Genomic DNA, 18494 nt, shown 5'->3' on the forward strand with positions numbered 1-18494 from the left:
GTACACTTCACGGCATGACCGGCTCGACGACCCCACCCCCCACCAAGGCCCAGCTCCTGGAGCTGGTCGCCGCGCTCGGCACCGCCCAGTGGCAGGACTTCGCGGCCGCCGCCGGGCGCCACGGTCTGACCTCGGTACAGGCCAAGCTGCTCTCCCAGCTCAAGGGCCCGGTCCCGATGCGCGGCCTCGCCACCTTGCTGGTCTGTGACGCGTCCAACGTCACCGGCATCGTGGACCGCCTGGAGGCCCGCGGCCTGGTCCGCCGGGAGCCCGACCCCGCCGACCGCCGGGTGAAGAACGTGGTCGCCACGGACGAGGGCCGCGAGATCATCCAGCGGGTCCGGGGCGAGATGCAGGCCACCCACAGCGCGCTCGACGCGCTGGACGAGGAGGAGCGCGCCACGCTCTACCGGCTCCTCGAAGCCTTGCGCCCCGGACTGGAGCACGGCGCCGTCTGACCGGCCGGAATCCCGCGACCGGCGACCGGTCCGGGGGTGCCCTCCGGCCCGGCCGTCCCCGTATTCTGACGGCCAGTCGGATCCGCCGCGCGGCGGACGGTAAGGAAGGGCCTCCATGACCACGACCAACCCGCAGGCGCCGGCCGGCGAGGCGGTGCCCGACTCCCCCTACACAGTCCCCCTGGCTCCGGGAGTGCACGCCTACATCCAGCCCGACGGCGGGTGGTGCCTGAACAACGCGGGCTTCGTCACCGGGGCCGGCCGCACCCTGCTGATCGACACGGCCGCCACCGAGCGCCGGGCGCTCGCGCTGCGCGAGGCGGTCCTCGCCAGTGGCGCGCCGCTGCCCACCACCGTCGTCAACACCCACCACCACGGCGACCACACCTACGGGAACTGCGTCTTCACCCCCGAGGCCACGGTCATCGGGCACGCCGACTGCCGCAGGGAGACGATCGCCGCCGGGCTCCAGCTGCACCTCGCCTGGCCCACGGTCGACTACGGCGCCGTCGAGGTCACCCCGCCGACCCTCACCTTCACCGACGCGCTCACCCTGCACGTCGGCGACATCGAGGTGCGGCTCCTCCACCCGGGCGTCGCGCACACCGTCGGCGACACCATCGCCTGGCTGCCGGAGCAGGGCATCGTCTTCACCGGCGACCTCGTCTTCAACGGCGGCACCCCGTTCATCATGATGGGCTCCCTCAGCGGCTCGCTGCGCGCCCTGGAGACGCTGCGCGCACTGGACGCCCACACGGTCGTCCCCGGCCACGGACGGGTCACCGATCCCGGCGCGTACGACGCCGTGGAGAGCTACCTGCGCTTCGTCGAGGACCTGGCCCGCACCTCCCACGCGGCCGGCCTCACCCCCCTGGAGGCGGCCCGGCGGGCGGACCTGGGCGAGTTCGCGGCGCTGCCGGAGAGCGAGCGCCTCGTCGCCAACCTGCACCGCGCCTACGTGGAGCTGGACGGCCTGCCGCTGGGCACCCCGCTCGACCTGGTGACCGTCCTCGGCGACATGATGGTGATGAACGGAGGCAGGCCGGTCGCCTGCCACGCGTGAGCGGTGCCGCACCGAAGGGCCGGTGGGCCCTGGACGGCATACCGACTGGTCGGCATCATGATCCGGGACGGACGCCACGGCCAACTCCCTTCAGGAGCACGCGATGAGCCAAGCCAATCCCCCGGGCCTCGACCTGCGAAGGCTGCGCGACCACCTCGGCCGCGCACGGCCGGGCCTGGTGGAAGGGCCGCTGACCGCCGAGGTGATCGCGGGCGGACGCTCCAACCTCACCTACGCCGTCACCGACGGCACCGGCCGGCGGTGGGTGGTGCGCCGGCCGCCGCTGGGGCACGTGCTGGCCACCGCGCACGACATGGGCCGCGAGTACCGGGTGATCAGTGCCCTGCGCGACACGGCGGTCCCGGTGCCGGGGACGGTGCTGCTCTGCGAGGACGCGGAGGTGCTGGGGGCGCCCTTCTACGTCATGGAGCACGTGGAGGGCACGCCCTACCGCACCGCCGCGCAGCTCGCCGCGATCGGACCGGAGCGCACCCGCGCGGTGGTGCGGGGCCTGACCGGCACGCTCGTGCGGCTGCACGCCGTCGATCCCGGCGCGGTCGGGCTCGGGGACTTCGGGCGGCCGGAGGGCTTCCTGGAGCGGCAGTTGCGGCGGTGGGGCAAGCAGCTGGAGGCGTCCCGCAGCCGTGACCTGCCGGGCGTCGACGAGCTGTGCCGGGCGCTGGGCGCGGCGCCGCCCGCCTCGCCCGCGCCCACGGTCGTCCACGGCGACTACCGGCTCGACAACGTCCTCGTCGGCGCCGACGACACGGTCCGGGCCGTCCTGGACTGGGAGATGTCCACCCTCGGCGACCCGCTGACCGACCTGGGCCTGCTGATGATGTACAGCGAGCAGCGGGACGTGCCCGGCTCCCCGATCACCACCACGCGCGAGGCCCCCGGCCACCCGGATCCCGCCGAGATCGCCGAGTGGTACGCGGCCGGCTCGGGGCGGGACGTCTCGGCGCTGCCCTGGTACACCGCCTTCGCCTACTTCAAGCTCGCCGTGATCCTCGAAGGCATCCACTACCGCTACACCCTCGGCCAGACGGTCGGCGCGGGCTTCGACCGCATCGGGCAGCTCGTACCGCTGTTCATCGACAGCGGACTCACCACGCTCCGGAAGGGCTGAGGCACACCATGGACTTCGCATGCGACGCGCGCACCGAGGAGCTGCGCGAGAGGCTGCTGGCCTTCATGGACGAACGGGTGTACCCGGCGGAGAGCGTGGCCGCCGAGCAGCGGGCCGCCCTCGCCTCGCCCTGGGACGTCCCGCCGGTCGTGGAGGAGCTGAAGGCGGAGGCCCGCCGGCGCGGGCTGTGGAACCTCTTCCTCCAGGACGAGCGGTACGGGGCCGGGCTGACCAACGTCCAGTACGCGCCCCTCGCCGAGATCACCGGCCGTAGCCCCCAGCTCGCCCCCACCGCGCTCAACTGCGCGGCACCGGACACCGGGAACATGGAGCTGCTCGCGCAGTTCGGCACCGAGGAGCAGCGTGCGCGCTGGCTGGAGCCGCTGCTGGCGGGCCGCATCCGCTCGGCCTTCGCGATGACCGAGCCGGACGTCGCCTCCTCGGACGCGACGAACATCGAGACCCGTGTCGAGCGCGACGGCGACGCGTACGTGATCACCGGCCGCAAGTGGTACATCTCCGGGGCGCTGCACCCCGACTGCCGGATCTTCATCGTGATGGGCAAGACCGATCCCGGCGCCGACGTGCGCCGCCAGCAGTCCATGGTGCTGGTCCCGCGGGACGCTCCCGGCGTGGAGATCCGCCGGGCCATGGGGGTGTACGGCTACGAGGACCACTACCACGGCGGCCACGCGGAGGTCGTGTTCGACGGGGTGCGGGTCCCCGCGGACCACCTGGTCGGTGAGGAGGGCGGCGGCTTCGCGATCGCCCAGGCGCGGCTCGGCCCGGGCCGGATCCACCACTGCATGCGGCTGATCGGCATGGCCGAGCGGGCGATCGAGCTGATGTGCCGGCGAGCGGTGGCGCGTACGGCCTTCGGGAAGCCGCTGGCGCAGCAGGGCGTGGTGCAGGAGTGGATCGCGGACGCCCGCGTCGCGGTGGAGCAGCTGCGGCTGCTGGTGCTGAAGACGGCGTGGCTGATGGACACGGTGGGCAACCGCGGCGCCCACACGGAGATCCAGGCCATCAAGATCGCGACGCCGCGCACGGTGGCCGGCATCATCGACCAGGCGGTGCAGCTGCACGGGGCGGGCGGGGTGAGCCAGGACTTCCCGCTGGCGGAACTGTGGGCGGCCGCCCGCACCCTGCGGCTCGCGGACGGGCCGGACGAGGTGCACCAGCGGTCGCTGGCGCGGCGGGAGCTGGCGCGCTACCGCTGACCGTGGCAGGTGTGCTGGCTGCGCTCCCCGGCCGCGGGGGGCGGGGCCCTCAGTGGGCGTCCAGCGTCACGGTGAACGAGAAGCGGTCCCCGCGGTAGCGGATGAGGGCCACGTCGACCACCCGGCCCGTCTCGTCGTAGGTCACCCCCGTGTAGTGCAGGATCGGGCTCAGCAGCGGCACCTGGAGCAGGCGCGCCGTCTCCGGGTCGGCCAGCCGTGCCTCGACCGTGTCGGTGATGCGGCTGATCCGCACGCCGAGCGCGTCGCGCAGGACCTTCGTCATGGGCCAGCGGGCGAGGTCGGCGAGGTCGATGCGCTCGGCGAGCTCGGGGCGGATCAGGTTCTCCGCCCAGTTCGTGGGCTCGCCCGTGGACTCCTCGCAGCGCAGCCGCCGGTAGGCCGTGACCTCGGCCAGGCCGGGGAAGTGCTCGGCCAGCTGGGCCGGCACCGGCGCGGGGCCGTGGTCGAGCACGGCCGTCCGCTCGCCGGACTGCTGGGCGACGATCGCGTCCACCGAGCCCAGCAGGCGCACCGGGGACCCGCGCCGGGCGCTCGGCTCGATGAAGGTGCCCCGCCGGCGGTGCCGGCTGATGAGGCCCTCCGCCTCCAGCTCCTTCAGCGCCTGCCGCATGGTCAGCACGCTGACGCCGTAGTGCTCCGCGAGGGCGTCCTCGGTGGGCAGCCGCAGCGGGTCGTCCGGGCGGCGGCCGAGTATCGAGGCCCGCAGCGACTGCGAGACCTGGTACCACAGCGGCAGCTTGCGGTTGAGCGCGAGGGAGTCGGGGGCGAAGGTGGTCACGGGGGCTCCGGCTCTGCGGGGGGCGTCAGCGGCTGAAATGGCGCTCCAGACCCTGCCACACGGTGTCGTACCCGCTCTGCAGGTGGTCGGCGGCCGCCGCCTGCCCGGTCAGGGTCACCGGCCAGCGGGTCTCGAACATGAAGGCGAGCCCGTCGTCGATCTTGTGGGGCTTCAGGTCCGCCGCGCTGGCCTTGTCGAAGGTCTCCCGGTCCGGCCCGTGCGCCGACATCATGTTGTGCAGCGAGCCGCCGCCGGGGACGAAACCCCCCTTGCCGGCCGTCTTGGCGTCGTAGGCGCCCTCGATCAGGCCCATGTACTCGCTCATCACGTTGCGGTGGAAGTAGGGCGGCCGGAAGGTGTCCTCGCCCACCAGCCAGCGCGGCGCGAAGACGACGAAGTCGACGTTGGCGAGTCCCGGGGTGTCCGACGGCGAGGTGAGCACCGTGAAGATCGAGGGGTCCGGGTGGTCGTAGCTGATGGTCCCCATCACGTTGAAGCGGCGCAGGTCGTAGACGTACGGGACGTGGTTGCCGTGCCAGGCGACGACGTCCAGCGGGGAGTGGTCGTAGGTCGCGGACCAGAGGTTGCCGCAGAACTTGTTGACCACCTCGACGGGGCCGTCCACGTCCTCGTAGGCGGCGACGGGCGCGAGGAAGTCGCGGGGGTTCGCCAGGCCGTTGGCGCCGATGGGGCCCAGGTCGGGGAGGGTGAAGGGCCGGCCGTGGTTCTCGCAGACGTAGCCGCGGGCGGTGGCGTCCAGCAGCTCCACGCGGAAGCGCACGCCGCGCGGGATCAGCGCCACGTGGCCCGGCTCGGCCCGCAGCAGCCCGAACTCCGTGCGCAGCAGCAGCCCGCCCTGCTCGGGGACGATCAGCAGCTCGCCGTCGGCGTCGCTGAACACCCGGTCCATCGAGGCGCTGGCGGCGTAGAGGTGCACGGCCATGCCCGTGCGCTGCGCGGCGTCGCCGTTGCCACCCAGGGTCCACAGGCCGGCCAGGAAGTCCGTGCCGGCGGGGGGCTCGGGCAGCGGGTCCCAGCGCAGCCGGTTGGGGTCGGGGACGGTCTCGGTGAAGGGCGCGCCGCGGACCGCGCCGGCGTCGAGGCGGGTGAACGGCGGGTGGGCGGCCGAGGGCCGGATGCGGTACAGCCACGACCGGTGGTTGTGCTGCCGGGGCTCGGTGAAGGCGGAGCCGCTCAGCTGCTCCGCGTAGAGCCCGAGGGGGGCGCGCTGCGGGGAGTTGCGGCCCTGCGGCAGGGCGCCGGGGACGGCCTCGCTGCCGTGCTCGTTGCCGAAGCCGGACAGGTAGGTCAGGGCCTCCGCCGCCTTCCGCGCCTGCTCGTTGCCCGTGTCGCTCATCGCGTGCTCCCACCGCTGATCGATTCCTATGGAAGACCGTAGGATTCCCGGGCCGGTCCGTCAATGGATCAAATCCGGGCAGAGGGCTGTCAGTTGTCGCTACCGATGGGTAGGGTCGAAGCCGCCGCGGCGGCACAGGCCGGCCGCGGGCGCCCCGGACGACAGCGCGAGGAGATGACCGGACCCGTGAGCAACCACGACGGGATGTACATCGGCGGCAGCTGGCGGCCCGCCGCCGGACGCGGGGTCACCGAGGTGGTCAACCCCGCGGACGAGCAGGTCATCGCCACGGTCCCGGCCGGTGACGGCGAGGACGTCGACGCCGCCGTCCGGGCGGCCCGCGCGGCCCTGCCCGCCTGGTCGGCCACGGCGCCGGCCCGGCGCGGGGAGCACCTGGTCGCCCTGCGGGACGCGCTCGACGCCCGTCGCGAGGAGATCGCCGCCACGGTCACCGCCGAGCTGGGCTCGCCCATCGGCTTCGCCCGGCGCGTGCACGTCGGGCTGCCGGTCGCCGTCACCGCCTCGTACGCCGAGCTCGCCGCGACGTACGCCTTCGAGGAGCGTGTCGGCAATTCCACCGTGCTCCACGAGCCGGTCGGCGTGGTCGGGGCGATCACGCCCTGGAACTACCCGCTGCACCAGATCGTCGCCAAGGTCGCCCCCGCGCTGGCCGCGGGCTGCACGGTGGTCCTCAAGCCCGCCGAGGACACGCCGCTGACCGCCCGCCTGTTCGCCGCGTGCGTGGCGGAGGCCGGCCTGCCGGCCGGGGTCTTCAACATGGTCACCGGGCTGGGCCCGGTCGCCGGCCGGGCGCTGGCCGAGCACCCGGGCGTCGACCTGGTGTCCTTCACCGGCTCCACGGCCGTGGGCCGGCAGGTCGGCGCCGTCGCCGCCGGCGCCGTCAAGCGCGTCGCGCTCGAACTCGGCGGCAAGTCCGCCAACGTCATCCTGCCCGGCGCCGACCTGCCGAAGGCCGTCACCGTCAACGTCGCCGACGTGATGCGCAACGCCGGCCAGTCCTGCAACGCCCTCACCCGCATGCTGGTGCACGCCGACCGCTACGAGGAAGCCGTCGCGCTCGCCGCCGAGGCGGCGGCCTCCTACGTCCCGGGCGACCCGGCCGACCCGGAGACCCGCCTGGGCCCGGTGGTGAGCCGGGCCCAGCGCGAACGCGTCGTGGGCTACATCCGCAAGGGCGTGGCGGAGGGCGCCCGGCTCGTCACCGGCGGCCCCGAGGCGCCCGAGGGGCGGGAGAAGGGCCACTGGGTGCGCCCCACCGTCTTCGCCGACGTCACCGGCGACATGACCATCGCCCAGGAGGAGATCTTCGGCCCCGTCCTGTCGGTGCTGCGCTACGAGACCGAGGAGGAGGCCCTGGCCCTGGCCAACGGCACGCCGTACGGCCTCGGCGGCGCGGTCTGGGCGGCCGACGACGCCACGGCCGCCGCCTTCGCCCGCCGCATGGACACCGGCCAGGTCGACGTCAACGGCGGCCGCTTCAACCTGCTGGCGCCCTTCGGCGGCCACAAGCAGTCGGGCGTCGGGCGCGAGATGGGCGTGCACGGCCTGACGGAGTACCTCCAGACCAAGTCGCTCCAGTTCTGACCCGCCCACCACCGAGGAAAGGGTTCCGCATGGTCCGCGCCGCCGTCCTGCCCGCCGTGGGCGCCCCGCTGGAGATCGCCGAGATCGACCTGCCCGCGCCGGGCCCCGGCCAGGTGCGCGTGCGGGTCGCCGCGGCGGGGGTGTGCCACTCCGACCTCTCCCTCTGTGACGGCACCCTGCGCCAGCCCGTGCCGGCCGTCCTCGGGCACGAGGGCGCGGGCACGGTCGTCGCCGTCGGCGAGGGCGTGCGCCACGTCGCGCCGGGTGACCAGGTGGTCCTCAACTGGGCGCCCTCCTGCGGGGCCTGCCACTTCTGCGGCCTGGCCGAGCCGTGGCTGTGCGCCCGGGCGGCCGCGGCCGCCACGGTGCCCTACGCCACGCTGCGGGCGGACGGCCGCGCGCTGCACGCGGGCCTGGGGACGGCCGTCTTCGCCGAGGAGACCGTGGTCGGCGCGGACGCCGTGCTGCCGCTGCCGGAGGGCGTGCCGCTCGCCGAGGCCGCCCTGCTGGGCTGCGCGGTGCTCACCGGCTACGGGGCCGTGCACCACAACGCGCGCGTCCGCGCCGGCGAGTCGGTCGTGGTCGTGGGCGCCGGCGGGGTGGGGCTGGCCACGCTGCGCGCGGCGCGGCTCGCGGGCGCGGGGACGATCGTGGCGGTGGACGTCTCGCCGGACAAGGAGGAACTCGCCCGGGCCGCCGGGGCCACCGAGTTCCTCCTCGCCTCCGACGACACCGCGCGGCGCGTCCGCGCGCTCACCGGCGGGCACGGCGCGGACGTGGCCGTCGAGTGCGTGGGCCGGGCCGGGAGCATCCGCACCGCCTGGTCCTCGACGCGCCGGGGCGGCCGGACGACGGTGGTCGGCATCGGCGGCAAGGACCAGCAGGTGTCCTTCTCGGCGCTGGAGCTCTTCCACTTCGGCCGTACGCTCTCCGGCTGCGTCTACGGCAACAGCGACCCGGCGAAGGACCTGCCGGTCATCGCCGGGCACGTGCGCGAGGGGCGCTTCGACCTGGCCGGCCTGGTCACCGACCGGATCGGGCTCGACGGCATCCCCGGGGCCTTCGAGGAGATGGTCGCCGGGCGCGGGGGCCGGGCCCTGGTGGTCTTCCCCGACTAGGGGGACACCCCCTCGGGGGTGTCACTCCCGCCGCCACTGCGAGGACGGCAGATGGATCAGGACGAGCACGAAGCCGGCCAGGGTGAAGTCCCGCCCGGCCGCCTGGAGTCCGTTCCACTTCGTGGACTGCCACATCGCGAACCACTCGCCGCCTATGGCCATGAAGCCCAGTCCGAACAGCAGCATCAGCATCACCAGGCCCACCGTGCTGGCCCGCCGGGCCGGGCCGTAGCCGGCCCACGGCCTGACGAGGCCGCGCAGCCACAGGGCTGTGGCCCACAGCAGCGCCAGCGCGGCCACCGTCTCCCAGACGATGACGGCCACATAGGCGGCGTCCTGGAGCGTGCGGTCGGTGACGGCCCGCCACATCAGGTCGTCGTCGAGGAAGGTCGTGTCCATCGCGAGGACGTGCCGGACGAATTCCCGGTTGGTCCCGAAGTCCGTGACGTTGCCGAAGGCGACGAGCGCGGTGTACACCGCCACCGTGGCGGTCAGCGCCGTCGCCGCCACCGGCAGGGTGCGCTCACTGCTCATGAGGCCATGCATTCCCGCCGTACCGGGCCGGTACGCACCCTAAGCGCTTGCTCAGGGCCGGGGTAAGGTGTTCGTTCTTGTCGGCGAGGGGCCCCGGGCGGGCCCGGAGAGCGGGGCACGGGATGGGCACACAGGCGCAGCGGACCGAGCAGTGGGCCGACGTCACGCCCGACGCCGCGCGACGGCTGCTGACCGCCGCCGTCGAGGCCTTCGCCGAGCGCGGCTACCACGCCACCACCACCCGCGACATCGCCGGCCGCGCCGGGATGAGCCCGGCCGCCCTCTACATCCACTACAGGACCAAGGAGGAACTGCTCTACCGCATCAGCGGCGTCGGCCACCGCCTCGCGCTCGGCATCCTCCGCCGGGCCCACGACGGCCCCGGCAGCCCCGCCGAGCGGCTCGCCGACGCCGTCCGCCGCTTCGTCCGCTGGCACGCCGAACACCACACCACCGCCCGCGTGGTGCAGTACGAGCTCGGGGCGCTCGGCGAGGAGCACCACGCCGAGATCGTCGCGCTGCGCCGGGAGACCGACGCCGCGGTCCGCGCCATCATCGAGGAGGGCGTCGCCGCGGGCGACTTCGACGTCCCCGACGTGCGCGGCACCAGCCTCGCGGTGCTCTCCCTGTGCGTCGACGTCGCCCGCTGGTTCAGCGTGGACGGCAGGCGCACCCCCGAGGAGGTCGGCGACCTCTACGCAGGGCTGGTGCTGCGCATGGTGGGTCACGGCAACGGGGTGCGGGCGGCGGGGGCCTGAGGACGGTTCGCGTAGGGTCGGGGACGTGCCGCAGATTTCCAAGCAAGTCCACGAGCTCACGGTCGGCCAGCTCTCCGCGCGCAGCGGTGCCGCCGTCTCCGCCCTGCACTTCTACGAGTCCAAGGGCCTGATCCACAGCCGGCGCACCTCCGGCAACCAGCGCCGCTACGACCGTGACGCGCTGCGCCGGGTCGCCTTCATCCGCGCCGCCCAGCGCGTGGGGATCCCGCTCGCCACCATCCGCGAGGCGCTCTCCACGCTGCCCGACGAGCGCACGCCCACCCGTGAGGACTGGGCGCGGCTGTCCGAGGCGTGGCGTGCGGAGCTGGAGCAACGAATAGCGCAGCTCGGCAAGTTGCGCGACCACCTGGACGACTGCATCGGCTGCGGCTGCCTCTCGCTCGCCACCTGCGCGCTCTCCAACCCCGACGACCGCTTCGGCGTCCTGGGCACCGGCTCGATGCTGTACGGCCAGCGCACCGGCTGACCGTCCACATCCCCCGCCGCCCGGCCCTCCCCCGGGCCGTGCTCCCCGGGGTGCCCGGGGAGCGCCCTCACGCCACGGCGTACCGCTCCGCGAAGGTGAAGGTGTAGCGCCGCGCCGCCGACAGGGCGGCGGGCGTGAGCACGGACACCGGCACCACGATGCCGCAGTCCGTGCAGACGGGTCCCTGGAGGGGGTAGCGCTCGAGGTCGGTGCGCCACTCGATGCGTTCCTGGGCGCAGACGGGGCAGGCGTCGCCGGGGGCGGACTCCATGGCGGTGATCACCCGCCGCAGCACGTCGGCGAGGCGGGCGTCGGGCTGGACGTCGGGGGACGCGCACGGGACTATGTCGCAGCCGCCCCAGGTGTTGCGGTGCCAGTCGTCGACGGCGCTGGGCTGGCGGATGCCGTCGTGCTTCTCCCGGCGGCGCCGGCCGGCGAACTCGGCCTCGTACGCCAGCCAGACCTCGCGCGCCTCCTCCAGCTCGGCCAGCGCGGCGATCAGCCGGCCGGGGTCGGGGGCACGGTCGTCGGGGGCGATGCCCGCGCGGGCACACAGGTGGCGCCAGGTCGCCCGGTGCCCGTACGGAGCGAAGCGCTCCAGGCATTTGCGCAAGGAGGTGCGGCGCAACGCGATGGTGTTGCGGGGATTGCGCACCTCTCGGGCCAGTGCTCTGAAACCTGCCACTTCTTCCCACCTCCGGCGGCACGGACTCGGATCGACATGGAAGGGACGTATCCCGTCGCGTATCGGATCCATCGGCTTTGCGGGTCCGCTCTTCGGACCCTCCGGGCGGGGCGCCCGGCCGATTCCGCTCTGCTACCCCCATCGCGCGGACAGATGTGGGGATCCGCGAAGGTGGCGGAAGCTCACCCCTTGATCAGCCGACGAGCCGCCCCGCCCGCAGGATGAGGCGGGCCAGCTCGCCGTGGCAGATGTCGCTGTGGGCACCCGACGGGGGGCCGCCGCGGCGCACGACCGCCGACGCGTCCACGTTCACGCAGCCGCTCTCCGGCAGCGGGTCCGTCAGCGCCCGGGCGAGGGTGAGTGTGGTGGTGCCGGGCACGGCCTGCACGCCGTCGTGCCCCATCGCGCCCCACCGGGGGTCGTTCGCCAGCCGGTCCGCGCCCCACATGGACCGGTTGTCCCCGGACACCCGGGAGGCGACCGGGTAGAGCACCCGCAGCGCCTCGTCGTAGCCGGAGTGGCAGCACAGCAGCGGGCCCCGGATGCGGCGGTGGAGGTCCTTGAGCGCGCCGCCGCGGTCCAGGGCGAACGGCAGCCGGGGCGCGAACGCGTAGTGCGAGAAGGCGCCTTGGAGCAGGGTGAGGGAGTGCACGCACTCCACGTGCTCCGGGACGGCCTGGGCCGCGAACGCGACCAGGCGGCCGCCGAAGCTGTGCCCCACCAGGTGGATCCGCGGCCCGGGAGGGTCCGCGGCCAGCAGGGCGAGGACGGGGCCGAGCCCGGCCCGGCCGACCGTGCCGGCCCGTCGCTTCATCTCCCAGTAGGAGGCCTGCCGCAGCAGTTCGAGGGCGCCGCGCCACAGCTTCTCCCAGGCGTCGCCGAGGCCGCCGAGCAGTTCGGCGGCCGGGGCGCCGGTGGCGGCCAAGGCCTCGGCGAAGGCCTCGCAGACCGCTCTGGGGTCGGCGGTGAACATGGCGGGCGGGCCCGCGTCCGGCTCCATGTCGTGGCCGTACGGGTCGCGGTCACCGGCCGCCGCGCGAAGCCGCTCCGGCACGAGGCCGCGGACGAGCGCGACGAACTCCGCCAGCCGTTCCTCGTCCTCGGGCCGCCGCTCCAGCAGCTCCGCCAGCCGGTCCAGCGTCGCCTCGCTGCCGGGGAGGACATCCGCCAGCGCCCGCAGGGTGGCGGGGTCGAGGCCGGGGCCGGCCGCGGGGGCGGGACGCAGTGGGGGGAAGTCCGGGATCGGCTCGTCGGTGAACCGCATGGACGGCCAGAACACACCGGCGTAGCCGAGGCGCACGGGGGACGGGGCGTCCGCGAGCACACCGGGGAACGGGGCGAAGAACTGGTCGTAGAGGAGGGTGGCGGCCGAGCGGCGGTTGTTCCAGCCGTGCGCGAAGACCACCAGGTCGGTGATCCCGCTGTCGCCCACGCCCCGTACCAGCGCGTCCCGTTCGCCGGGAGCCATGTCCCCGTCGGCGTCGAAGGTGAGTTCCCAGTACGGCTCCACGCGTATCCCCGCCATGGCGTCCCCCTGACCGGTCCGGTGTGCGACGCGCATCTTCCTGCCGTCAAGAGGGCGTGTCCAGCCTTCCCCCGGGGGCTTCACTCCTTCGTGAGCGAGATGTCGTGCTTCCGTGCTACGAGCAGGTGAACGAGGGGAACGGTGGGCATCGGCTTCCGCTTCCTTCCCCGCCACCGTCGCGGGCCGCCGCGAGTGGCAAGATCCTGCGAGGGAGCCGCGCCGTCTCCGGCGCGGCACGGCACCGCACGACGGCGGAAGGCGGGTGGCGGCGATGACGACCAGGACGGCGATGGCCGGAACGACGGAGAACGGCGGAAGACCGGTGCCCCAGCGGCTCCTGGCCGCCGCCACCCGGCTCTTCGCCGATCAGGGGTACGACCGCACGTCCGTCCAGGAGATCGTCGAGGCGGCCGGCGTCACGAAGGGGGCGCTGTACCACTACTTCGGCTCGAAGGACGACCTGCTGCACGAGGTCTACGGCCGGGTGCTGCGCCTCCAGCAGGAGAGGCTGGACGCGCTCGCCGGCACGGACGCCCCCGTCGAGCGGCGGTTGCGGCAGGCGGCCGCCGACGTCGTGGTGACCACCATCGAGAACCTCGACGACACGAAGATCTTCTTCCGGTCCATGCACCACCTCGCTCCGGAGAAGCTCCGGCAGGTCCGCGCCGAACGGCGCCGCTACCACGAGCGGTTCCGCGCGCTGGTGGAGGAGGGCCAGCGCTCGGGCGTGTTCAGCCGGGCGACGCCCGCGGACCTGGTGGTGGACTACCACTTCGGCTCGGTCCACCACCTGAGCAGCTGGTACCGGCCGGACGGCCCGCTGGCCGCGCAGGAGGTCGCCGACCACCTGGCGGACCTGCTGCTGAGGGCCCTGCGCCCGTAGCGGCCGCGCCGGCGGACACCGCCCGCGGGACCCGGGGCGGGGCCGGGTCCCGTGCGGGGGACTAGCCCCGCGGCGCGAAGCCGGCGAGCACGCGTTCCACCGCGCGCTCGAAGAGCGCCTCCCCGTCCGGGACCTCCGACGGCGCGGCGAAGGCCGCCGCCAGCCGGGGGTAGGCGCCGCCCGCCAGCTGCCGGACCAGGTGTTCCTGCCGGGCGGCTTGTTCCTGGCCCGGGGCGAAGGGCGACGAACGGGCCCGCTCCGCCGCGGAGAGCTCGTGCGTGACGTACGCGGCCACCACCGCGCTGAGCATCGACAGCAGTTCCATCTTCGTGCCGCCGCCCACGTCCAGGGGGTCGAGCGCCCACAGCGCGTACTCCAGGTACCGCAGGGAGTGGGGGCTGAAGCCGTATTCGGGCGCCAGCAGCCTCGGCAGCCAGGGGTGGCGGTGCATCAGGGCGCGCGTCTGCCGGGCCAGCGCGAGGGTGTCCGCCCGCCAGTCGCCGGTCGGCGGCTCGGACAGGTCGTACTCGGCGACGGCCGCGTCAAACATCAGCTCGTACAGGTCCTCCTTGCGGGGGACGTAGTTGTACAGCGACATCGTGCCGCAGCCGATCTCCGCCGCCACACGTCGCATGGACACGGCGTCGAGCCCCTCCGCGTCCGCGATCCGCACCGCCGCCGCCGCGATGTCGGCGCGGGTGTGCGAGGGCCGCGGACCACGGGCGGAGCGCTCCGGCCGCGCCCAGATCACCTCGGGTCCGGCCGAGCGGCCGCTGGCTGCCATGGGTCATCACCTCTCCACCATCCTAGTTCCGTACGGCGTACGGAGTGGAGTAGGGTGACCCCCATGACTACGTACGCTGTACTTAGTGAGGGCCTGCGGAAGCGTTTCCGCGAGGTGCAGGCGCTCGACGGACTCGATCTGGCCGTGCCCCCGGGCACGGTGTGCGGGCTGCTGGGCCCCAACGGCGCCGGGAAGTCCACGGCCGTGCGCCTGCTGACCACGCTGCTGACCCCCGACTCCGGCACGGCCCGCGTGGCCGGGCACGACGTGGTGCGCGCGCCGGAGGCCGTGCGCCGCGCCATCGGCGTCACCGGCCAGTCCACCTCGGTGGACATGGATCTGACGGGACGGGAGAACCTGCGGCTGTTCGGCCGGCTGCACCGGCTCTCCCCCGCCGCCGCGCGCGCCCGCGCCGACGAGCTGCTGGAGCGGTTCGGGCTGGACGGGGCCGCCGACCGCTCGGCCGGGGGCTACTCCGGCGGCACGCGCCGCCGGCTCGACCTGGCCGCCGCCCTGATCACGCGGCCCGAGGTGCTGTTCCTGGACGAGCCCACCACCGGCCTCGACCCCGCGAGCAGAGAAGGGATCTGGCAGACCGTCAGGGAGCTGGCGGACCACGGCACGACCGTCCTGCTGACCACCCAGTACCTGGAGGAGGCGGACCGGCTGGCCGACGACATCGTGCTGATCGACCGGGGCCGGGCCACCGAGCACGGCACCCCGGCCGCGCTCAAGGCCCGCATCGGAGCGCGCGCCGAAGTCGTCGTCGCCGACGACGCCGCGCTCCCCGGGGCCGCCGTGGTGCTGGGCGCCCTCACCGGGGCGCGCCCCGAGGTCTTCCCCGAGCGGCGCGCCGCCGCGGCGGCCGTCACCGATCCGGCGGTCACCCTGCCGTTCCTCGTGCGCGAGCTCGACGCGGCGGGCGTGCGCGTCGTCGACGCCACCCTGCGGCAACCCACCCTGGACGAGGCCTTCCTGCGCCTGACCGCCCCCGACCGCGCCGAGACCGAGGAGGCCCACGCGTGATCACGGCGACCCTCTCCGACAGCCGGGCCATGCTCGTCCGCAACGTCCAGCGGATGCGCCGCGCCCCCGGACTGTTCCTGATCACCATGACCATGCCCGTCACGCTGCTGCTGTTCTTCGGCTACGTGTTCGGCAGCGCGGTGGCGCTCGACGGAGGCGGGGACTACCGGGCCTATCTGGTGCCGGGGCTCTTCGCCGCGACGGCGGTGGGCGGCGTGCTGACGTCGATGCTGTCCTCGGCGCAGGACCACCAGCGCGGAGTGATGGACCGTTTCCGGACACTGCCGATGAGCCGCTTCGCCATCCCCGCCGGGCAGACCGCCTTCGACGTCCTGCTCGCCGCGGCCGGGCTGGTCCCGCTGGCGCTGTGCGGTTACGCGGTCGGCTGGCGGATCGAGGGCGGGGCCGGCCCGGCCGCCGGGGCGTTCGCGCTGCTGTTGCTGTTCCGGCTGGTGACCGCCTGGTTCGGCCACTGGCTGGGGCTGCTGCTGAAGAAGGAGGAGGCGGCGGGCCAGCTGGGCGGGGCCACCTTCATGCTCCCGCTGCTGTCGAACGCCTACGTGCCGACCGAGGGCATGCCGGGCTGGCTGCGCACGGCCGCCGACTGGAACCCCGTCAGCGCGGTCGGCGCCGCCTGCCGGGACCTGTTCGGCAACGCCCGCCCGGCGGCGGACGCCGCGTGGCCGGTCGCGCATCCCCTGGCCGCCTCGCTCGGGTGGGCCGCGGTCCTGCTGGCGGTCTTCGTGCCGCTCACCGTGCGGCGGTACGGGCGCTCTGCCGGGTGAGTGCCACCGGGGTCGCCGGGGGTGCCGGCGGGGCCGTCCGGCCGGCCCCGGGGGGAAAGGGCTGGCCGTGCCGTACGGACCGCCGCGCGGACCCGGTCAGGCGTGGCTGGTGCCGTGACTGCCGAAGAGCGAGCGGCGCAGCCGCCGCAGCGGGGCGAACAGGGAGACCCGGGCGGTGCGGCTCTGGCCGGCGCGGGCGTGGTCGCGGGCGGTCAGCTCGCGCATCAGCACGGTCGCGCCCTCGACTTCCGGTCGCGGCAGGGCGGGCCCGCCGAGCACCGCGAGATGGCGGTCGAGACGCGCGCTCGACGCACCGCCTCCATGACTGATGGCAGGCACACGTGGCCTGCTCCGCATTGCTATCTGATCCATTGAGACTCCCCACCCGTACGAGGCACGCACCCGGCCCAGGCAGGGTAACCCTATCGCCCCATCGCGTCACCCGCGCATCGGCGTGCCGTATTCACCACCCCGTCAAGGGGGTTGACGAGCCTGGCGCGAACCTGCCGTCACGATGCGCGAGTTGGCGGGGACATTCCGCAGCGAAGGGGAGGGCGATCACGCTCCGTTGCGGTACATTCACCCCGAATTGCTCTCGGGGGAGGGACGCGGCATGGACGGAAGTTCCGGCACCGGACGGGCACTGGCCGGCCGGTACCGCCTGCTGGACCGGCTCGGGCAGGGCGGCATGGGCGTGGTATGGCGGGCCCGGGACGAGGCGCTGGGCCGCGAGGTCGCCGTCAAGGAGGTGCGGGCGCCCGCCGGACTGCCCGAGCCCCAGGTGCGGCAGCTGTACGCCCGGCTGGAGCGCGAGGGCCGCGCGGCGGCGCGCATCTCGCACCGCAACGTCGTCACCGTGCACGACGTGGTCACCGACGGCGGCCGCCCCTGGATCGTCATGGAACTGGTGCGCGGCATGTCGCTCGCCGACGTGCTGGAGGCCGACGGGCCGATGGACCCCCGGCGCGCCGCGCACGTCGGGGTGGAGGTGCTGGCCGCCCTCCGTGGCGCACACGCCGTGGGGGTGCTGCACCGCGACGTGAAGCCCGGCAACGTCCTGATCGCCGCGGACGGCCGGGTGGTGCTCTCCGACTTCGGCATCGCGATGATCGAGGGCACGTCCGCCCTCACCGCCACCGGACAGCTGGTGGGCTCGCCCGAGTACCTGGCGCCGGAGCGGGCACTGGGCCGCCCGCCGGGGCCCGAGTCGGACCTGTGGTCGCTGGGGGTGCTGCTCTACGCGGCGGTCGAGGGCTGTTCGCCGTTCCGTCAGGACACGCCGCTCAGCACGCTCCGCGCCGTGGTGGACTCGCGGCTCCCGCCGCCGCGCCGGGCCGGCGCGCTGGGCCCGGTCCTGGACGGGCTGCTGCGGAAGGACCCCGCCGAGCGGCTCGGCGCGGCGGAGGCCGAGCGGCTGCTGCGCACGGTGGCGGCCGGAGGCGCGGAGCACCCTGCGGCGCCGGGTGCGTACGCCCCGACGGTGGCGGCGCATCCGGCCGCCCCCGCGGCCGCCGGGACTCCCGCGCCTTCCGGGCCCGCGGGGGCGGCCGGTGACGGCGCGCCACCGCGCGCGCCGGACCCGCGCACCGGCACTCCCCCGCCCGGCGCGGGGCCTGGTGGCCGGGCCCGGGTGGCGCTGGTCGCCGGCGTGCTGGTGGCCGCGCTGGCCGCGGCCGGCCTGGTGTGGGGGCTGACCCGTGACGACGGCGGCTCGGACGGCGGCGGCCGGGCGGAGGGCAGCGCCACGGGCGGCGCCGACAAGAACACGGGGGTGGAGCCGCCGGGCGGCGCGGCGTCGGCGAGCGCCCGGGCCTCGGGGGCGTACACGGTGGAGGTCGCGCTCGCCGCCCTGCGGGACCGCTACGCCGGCCCCTGTCCCCCTCCGGCGGCGGCCGCCCCTTCCTTCCGGGCGGCCATCACGGTGGCCGGCGGTCCGGCGGACCTCTCCTACCGGTGGGTGACGGGCAGCGGGCGCGTCTCGGACGGCGGCTGGCAGCGCGTCCGCTTCGGCGACGGCACCTCCACCCGGCAGGCCGAGCACGTGGAGACGGCTCACCGGGCGGGTGACGCGGAGCAGGACTGGATCGCGCTGGAGGTCAAGGACGACCGCCGGTCCCAGTCGTCGCGCCACGTGCCCTTCACGGTCTCGTGCCGGGCGGATCCGACCGGCGGCGCGTCCTCGCCGGGGTCCTCCCCCGGCCCTTCGGGGCGTTCCGGCACACCGGGTCCGTCGGCGGGGAGGCCGACGGGCCCGGGCGCCTACTCGTGAACTCCGCTC

19 protein-coding genes are annotated in these 18494 nt (G+C 74.7%); 12 read left to right on the forward strand and 7 right to left on the reverse strand.

Going from position 1 to position 18494, the window contains the following annotated elements:
- Nucleotides 1-14 precede the first annotated feature (14 nt).
- The 4 genes from CYQ11_RS06100 (at nt 15) to CYQ11_RS06115 (ending at nt 3870) form a co-directional block, all read left to right on the forward strand.
- Nucleotides 15-458: a MarR family winged helix-turn-helix transcriptional regulator gene (locus CYQ11_RS06100; RefSeq protein ID WP_099202093.1), complete on the forward strand. Its 444-nt coding sequence runs from the start codon at nt 15-17 to the stop codon at nt 456-458.
- Nucleotides 459-573: 115 nt separating this feature from the next.
- On the forward strand, nt 574-1521 hold the full coding sequence (locus CYQ11_RS06105; RefSeq protein ID WP_099202092.1) for an MBL fold metallo-hydrolase: 948 nt from the start codon (nt 574-576) through the stop codon (nt 1519-1521).
- Nucleotides 1522-1624: 103 nt separating this feature from the next.
- A complete protein-coding gene (locus tag CYQ11_RS06110) occupies nt 1625-2650 on the forward strand; it encodes a phosphotransferase family protein (RefSeq protein ID WP_099202091.1) in 1026 nt (341 codons plus the stop codon).
- An 8-nt stretch (nt 2651-2658) separates the two neighbouring features.
- Nucleotides 2659-3870: an acyl-CoA dehydrogenase family protein gene (locus CYQ11_RS06115; RefSeq protein WP_099202090.1), complete on the forward strand. Its 1212-nt coding sequence runs from the start codon at nt 2659-2661 to the stop codon at nt 3868-3870.
- Between the two features lie 49 nt (nt 3871-3919).
- On the opposite strand, the gene CYQ11_RS06120 is transcribed toward CYQ11_RS06115, so the two are convergent.
- Together CYQ11_RS06120 and hmgA are read right to left on the reverse strand one after the other, a co-directional pair.
- The gene (locus CYQ11_RS06120; RefSeq protein WP_099202089.1) at nt 3920-4669 is read right to left on the reverse strand and encodes a GntR family transcriptional regulator; all 750 of its coding nucleotides are present in this window, start codon (nt 4667-4669) and stop codon (nt 3920-3922) included.
- A gap of 25 nt (nt 4670-4694) precedes the next feature.
- Nucleotides 4695-6026 carry a homogentisate 1,2-dioxygenase gene (gene hmgA, locus CYQ11_RS06125; RefSeq protein WP_099202088.1) on the reverse strand — a complete coding sequence of 444 codons (1332 nt, stop codon included), beginning with the start codon at nt 6024-6026 and terminating at the stop codon, nt 4695-4697.
- Nucleotides 6027-6212: 186 nt separating this feature from the next.
- On the opposite strand from hmgA, the gene CYQ11_RS06130 reads away from it, so the two are divergent.
- Both CYQ11_RS06130 and CYQ11_RS06135 read left to right on the forward strand, forming a co-directional pair.
- Nucleotides 6213-7631, forward strand: a complete 1419-nt coding sequence (locus CYQ11_RS06130) for an aldehyde dehydrogenase family protein (RefSeq protein WP_099202211.1) — start codon at nt 6213-6215, stop codon at nt 7629-7631.
- Nucleotides 7632-7660: 29 nt separating this feature from the next.
- On the forward strand, nt 7661-8749 hold the full coding sequence (locus tag CYQ11_RS06135) for a zinc-binding dehydrogenase (RefSeq protein WP_099202087.1): 1089 nt from the start codon (nt 7661-7663) through the stop codon (nt 8747-8749).
- 21 nt (nt 8750-8770) lie between these two features.
- Here CYQ11_RS06135 and CYQ11_RS06140 read toward each other — a convergent pair whose 3' ends face one another.
- The gene (locus CYQ11_RS06140) at nt 8771-9283 is read right to left on the reverse strand and encodes a DUF2165 domain-containing protein (RefSeq protein WP_240003656.1); all 513 of its coding nucleotides are present in this window, start codon (nt 9281-9283) and stop codon (nt 8771-8773) included.
- Between the two features lie 122 nt (nt 9284-9405).
- On the opposite strand from CYQ11_RS06140, the gene CYQ11_RS06145 reads away from it, so the two are divergent.
- Together CYQ11_RS06145 and soxR are read left to right on the forward strand one after the other, a co-directional pair.
- Nucleotides 9406-10041 (forward strand): TetR/AcrR family transcriptional regulator, encoded by a 636-nt coding sequence (locus CYQ11_RS06145; protein WP_099202085.1) that lies wholly within the window; start codon nt 9406-9408, stop codon nt 10039-10041.
- Between the two features lie 25 nt (nt 10042-10066).
- A complete protein-coding gene (soxR, locus tag CYQ11_RS06150) occupies nt 10067-10528 on the forward strand; it encodes a redox-sensitive transcriptional activator SoxR (protein ID WP_099202084.1) in 462 nt (153 codons plus the stop codon).
- A gap of 67 nt (nt 10529-10595) precedes the next feature.
- Here soxR and CYQ11_RS06155 read toward each other — a convergent pair whose 3' ends face one another.
- Together CYQ11_RS06155 and CYQ11_RS06160 are read right to left on the reverse strand one after the other, a co-directional pair.
- A complete protein-coding gene (locus CYQ11_RS06155) occupies nt 10596-11213 on the reverse strand; it encodes a hypothetical protein (RefSeq protein ID WP_099202083.1) in 618 nt (205 codons plus the stop codon).
- Between the two features lie 193 nt (nt 11214-11406).
- On the reverse strand, nt 11407-12738 hold the full coding sequence (locus tag CYQ11_RS06160) for an alpha/beta hydrolase family protein (RefSeq protein ID WP_181143591.1): 1332 nt from the start codon (nt 12736-12738) through the stop codon (nt 11407-11409).
- A 289-nt stretch (nt 12739-13027) separates the two neighbouring features.
- On the opposite strand from CYQ11_RS06160, the gene CYQ11_RS06165 reads away from it, so the two are divergent.
- Nucleotides 13028-13621, forward strand: a complete 594-nt coding sequence (locus CYQ11_RS06165; protein ID WP_099202082.1) for a TetR/AcrR family transcriptional regulator — start codon at nt 13028-13030, stop codon at nt 13619-13621.
- 61 nt (nt 13622-13682) lie between these two features.
- Here the strand turns inward: CYQ11_RS06165 and CYQ11_RS06170 are convergent, their stop codons facing one another.
- Nucleotides 13683-14405, reverse strand: a complete 723-nt coding sequence (locus tag CYQ11_RS06170) for a TetR/AcrR family transcriptional regulator (RefSeq protein ID WP_099202081.1) — start codon at nt 14403-14405, stop codon at nt 13683-13685.
- A 63-nt stretch (nt 14406-14468) separates the two neighbouring features.
- Here CYQ11_RS06170 and CYQ11_RS06175 point away from each other — a divergent pair, with 63 nt between their 5' ends.
- Nucleotides 14469-15431: an ATP-binding cassette domain-containing protein gene (locus CYQ11_RS06175; RefSeq protein WP_099202080.1), complete on the forward strand. Its 963-nt coding sequence runs from the start codon at nt 14469-14471 to the stop codon at nt 15429-15431.
- Nucleotides 15431-16216, forward strand: coding sequence for an ABC transporter permease (locus CYQ11_RS06180; RefSeq protein WP_398780545.1), 786 nt, complete (start codon nt 15431-15433; stop codon nt 16214-16216). Before CYQ11_RS06175 ends, CYQ11_RS06180 begins: the two co-directional genes overlap by 1 nt.
- Before the next feature lie 96 nt (nt 16217-16312).
- Here the strand turns inward: CYQ11_RS06180 and CYQ11_RS06185 are convergent, their stop codons facing one another.
- Nucleotides 16313-16588 (reverse strand): hypothetical protein, encoded by a 276-nt coding sequence (locus CYQ11_RS06185; protein WP_099202079.1) that lies wholly within the window; start codon nt 16586-16588, stop codon nt 16313-16315.
- A 241-nt stretch (nt 16589-16829) separates the two neighbouring features.
- On the opposite strand from CYQ11_RS06185, the gene CYQ11_RS06190 reads away from it, so the two are divergent.
- A complete protein-coding gene (locus tag CYQ11_RS06190; protein WP_099202078.1) occupies nt 16830-18485 on the forward strand; it encodes a serine/threonine-protein kinase in 1656 nt (551 codons plus the stop codon).
- The last annotated feature ends 9 nt before the right edge of the window (nt 18486-18494 follow it).

Origin of the sequence: Streptomyces cinnamoneus (assembly GCF_002939475.1) — a bacterium.
GTDB lineage: Bacteria > Actinomycetota > Actinomycetes > Streptomycetales > Streptomycetaceae > Streptomyces > Streptomyces cinnamoneus_A.

Coding starts and splice junctions, on each gene's coding strand:
- CYQ11_RS06105 (WP_099202092.1), top strand. CDS start 574: ATGACCACGACCAACCCGCAGGCGCCGGCCGGCGAGGCGGTGCCCGAC.
- CYQ11_RS06110 (WP_099202091.1), top strand. CDS start 1,625: ATGAGCCAAGCCAATCCCCCGGGCCTCGACCTGCGAAGGCTGCGCGAC.
- CYQ11_RS06145 (WP_099202085.1), top strand. CDS start 9,406: ATGGGCACACAGGCGCAGCGGACCGAGCAGTGGGCCGACGTCACGCCC.
- CYQ11_RS06170 (WP_099202081.1), bottom strand. CDS start 14,405: ATGGCAGCCAGCGGCCGCTCGGCCGGACCCGAGGTGATCTGGGCGCGG.
- CYQ11_RS06165 (WP_099202082.1), top strand. CDS start 13,028: ATGGCCGGAACGACGGAGAACGGCGGAAGACCGGTGCCCCAGCGGCTC.
- CYQ11_RS06160 (WP_181143591.1), bottom strand. CDS start 12,738: ATGGCGGGGATACGCGTGGAGCCGTACTGGGAACTCACCTTCGACGCC.
- CYQ11_RS06140 (WP_240003656.1), bottom strand. CDS start 9,283: ATGAGCAGTGAGCGCACCCTGCCGGTGGCGGCGACGGCGCTGACCGCC.
- CYQ11_RS06190 (WP_099202078.1), top strand. CDS start 16,830: ATGGACGGAAGTTCCGGCACCGGACGGGCACTGGCCGGCCGGTACCGC.
- CYQ11_RS06100 (WP_099202093.1), top strand. CDS start 15: ATGACCGGCTCGACGACCCCACCCCCCACCAAGGCCCAGCTCCTGGAG.
- CYQ11_RS06115 (WP_099202090.1), top strand. CDS start 2,659: ATGGACTTCGCATGCGACGCGCGCACCGAGGAGCTGCGCGAGAGGCTG.
- hmgA (WP_099202088.1), bottom strand. CDS start 6,026: ATGAGCGACACGGGCAACGAGCAGGCGCGGAAGGCGGCGGAGGCCCTG.
- CYQ11_RS06175 (WP_099202080.1), top strand. CDS start 14,469: ATGACTACGTACGCTGTACTTAGTGAGGGCCTGCGGAAGCGTTTCCGC.
- CYQ11_RS06185 (WP_099202079.1), bottom strand. CDS start 16,588: ATGGATCAGATAGCAATGCGGAGCAGGCCACGTGTGCCTGCCATCAGT.
- CYQ11_RS06135 (WP_099202087.1), top strand. CDS start 7,661: ATGGTCCGCGCCGCCGTCCTGCCCGCCGTGGGCGCCCCGCTGGAGATC.